This window comes from Rhodoblastus sp. (assembly GCF_052145335.1).
Taxonomy (GTDB): Bacteria; Pseudomonadota; Alphaproteobacteria; order Rhizobiales; family Beijerinckiaceae; genus Rhodoblastus.
Window position 1 is genome coordinate 1 of sequence record NZ_JBKQOU010000117.1, and the last position, 2,739, is coordinate 2,739.

At 60.2% G+C, this 2,739-nt stretch carries 2 protein-coding genes; both read right to left on the bottom strand.

The window, feature by feature from the left end:
* Nucleotides 1-939 (bottom strand): Swt1 family HEPN domain-containing protein (locus ACLP2E_RS08295; RefSeq protein ID WP_442465647.1); only part of this gene is annotated, 939 nt, incomplete at its 3' end.
* A gap of 15 nt (nt 940-954) precedes the next feature.
* Nucleotides 955-2,739 (bottom strand): DUF1156 domain-containing protein (locus tag ACLP2E_RS08300; RefSeq protein WP_442465648.1); only part of this gene is annotated, 1,785 nt, incomplete at its 5' end.

Below are 2,739 nucleotides of genomic sequence, written 5' to 3' on the forward strand. Positions count from 1 at the left end.
TTCAACAGCGATCGGCTGGTTCGCGCCCATGGCCGTACCGACAAACACGACCGGCGGCTTCGGCCGGTTCGGCAGTTTTGCGATCCCGGCCTCAGCGAAGATTTCGGCGGGCCCCGGCAAGGTCGCGGGGTTGGGCGAATTGGCGAGGTGGTAGAGCGCCAACATCGTGTGAGTCTTGCCGCCGCCAAACGACGTCTGGAGCCCAATGACCGGCTCGCCGCCCTTGCCGGCGAGACGTTCGACAGCCCCGACGAGCACCTTGCGCAGGCCCCCGGTCATGTAAGTGATGCGGAAGAATTCACGCGGATCGCGATAGGTGTCCGCCCCCTCGCCGCGCGCGACTGTCGAAAGATCGGCCGCGAACTCGGCTTCCTGGAAGCGCGCGGCCATCACGTCGGCGTGCGGCGGGGCGACGTCGCGCCAGGGCTTCCACGGATACTTGGTCTCGACAAGCTCAAGCGTCGTTTGCGCCGGAGGCTCGGCGGCTTTCGCCGCTGCTGCTTCGACCGAGACGCCGAGCGCCGCGGCCATCGCCTTCGTCTGATCGTCGAGAAGCGTCTTGAATCCCGCCGCCGATTTCGGATCGATCGCCTCAGAGATCGCCCTAATCGAGGTGAGGTAGGAAATGGCGTCGGCATGGCCAATCGCACCGCCCGCATGCGCGACATCGTTGCGCGCGGCGAGCGCAAAAGACACCTGATTACGGATGATCGGCTTCAGTCCGTCGCGGAAGACCGCCTGCCAGTTGTCAATCATAGTCTTGAGCAGACCGTAGGCGTCAAGCGGCTTTGACGGATCGCTTCCTGCGGCGAGCGAGAGGTTGTTCCGCCAATTCTCTTTGTAGACTTCGCGCAGGCGGCGCTCGACATAGGGTTGGAGGATCTTGGTCAACATCAATAGCGCCTGATTGATGCGCTGGTTGGTTGCAAACTCGCTCATGCGCGCATACCCCCCCTATAGCGAGAAGAGATCGCGCTCGGCTCCTGCCTCGGCCATAGCCGCCGCACGGCGCTCAATCGCGTCCCATTCCTGATCGAGCTGATTGTATACGCGCCCCTCCGCCGCCCACTGTTTTTGCTCGCAGATGTCATAGAGACGGCGGGCGAGCGCCCGGGCGGGTTCGGCGAACGCACCGAGGCGGTTGAAAAGGCGGGCCGCGGTATCAATCCCGCCGTCCTCAGCGTTGAGGCGATTGACGAGATACTGGCAGCCCTCCCAGACGGTCACACGCTTTGCCGTCCTCGGATCCCAGTCGTCATCCAGTTCGCCGCGCTTCTTGAGCCGCGCCGCACCGCCTATGGCCTCGAAGAAGCCGGCGGCGTTCATGGCGTCGAGCGAAAGGTTGAGGGCGTTGGTCATGTTGATCGCCTCACCTGATTGGCCGACGCCGAAGCCCTTGGCGGCGAACCAGTCGAGGGCGAAACGCGTTTCACTGTCGTAGTCGCCGTCGCTGTGCGAGGCGATTTCTTCGCGCACCTGATTGACGAGCTTCAGCGCGTCCTTGACCAGCATCGGCGTGCCGTCGGCGTTGAGCACCTGAGCGTAGCGCGTGAAGATGCCAATGCCTGGTCCGATCGCCGCCTGCTGGATGTCGGTCGGACCGACCCCGGCCTGTCGAATTTTCGCCAGCGCCGCCGGCATTTCGCGGCGCAGCGCACGCAGGTAGTCGGCACGGGTCATGGTCAAAGCATCGGGATCGCGGCGGCGGCAGACATGGACAACACAAGATGCGAGAGCATTGGTGCCTTGCGCTGTTGAACGCCCTTCGCTTTCGCTTCTGACTGGCCAGGTCCCGTCTACCACAAGTCCGGCTTCGGTGACCGCTTGCAAGAAACTCGACCATCCTGGAGAGGTTAGCAAGTCTTCGCTAGCTTCCTGCTGCTTGTAAGCATAGTACACCACCGCAGGAATATTGCTAATTGAGTTACGTATGCTATCAAGAGCCTTCTTCATCCCGTTCATAAAAAATAGTTCAGCTTCTTCTTTACCATCGTGTCTATACGGCGATGCTACAAGCTCTTCCGCTTTTGGCGTGAGCACGCGACGAAAAAGTGGTGGATAAACCGATAAAAGTGTTCTCCTCAACCAAACATAGAAGTAATCGGAGAGGTCTGCGTAACTAACATTGTTATACCAAGGTGGGTCAGTTGAGAAAATTGAACCTTTTGGGAATTCGTTTAGCTGCGCGTCTCGAATTTCGATCTGAGCCGCGTTTCTCGCGTACGTGGCGTCGATGCAATCGGCAACTGCCCGAACGCAACTCAGAATATCCGAGCTAGATTTGCCAAGAGGGTTGCCTTCGGCAAAATCCCAGGGCAGCGTCACCGACTGGGTCGCCATCGCTTGTCCCATTGCATTGTCTTTGGGCAGCCATCTGCAAAGCGAGGAGCCGTAGAACGCCATGCGGTCTACGACGATCGCGAGATACACCACCACTGCATCCGCATAGGCGACGGGTCCAAGGCCCCCATCACAGAGCGGGCGGGTGTCTTCGGCATGTTCCCCGGTCCAGTGTTTGCAAGCATCGGCCAAAGCCCGATCCCGCACCTGTGCCACAAGGTCGGAGAATGTCGTAAGGGCGACGAGTTGGCGGTCGGTAAAATAATCCGCGAATGTACTAAATTTGTATCGACGGCCCTGCGCGTTGCTTGCGAAAGTTCCCCGACATTTTTGCGTCGGCAACTCCAACTCGGAGCCACGTTGCGCCACAATTCGAGAGGCGCTCTCCGCTGCGGAAAC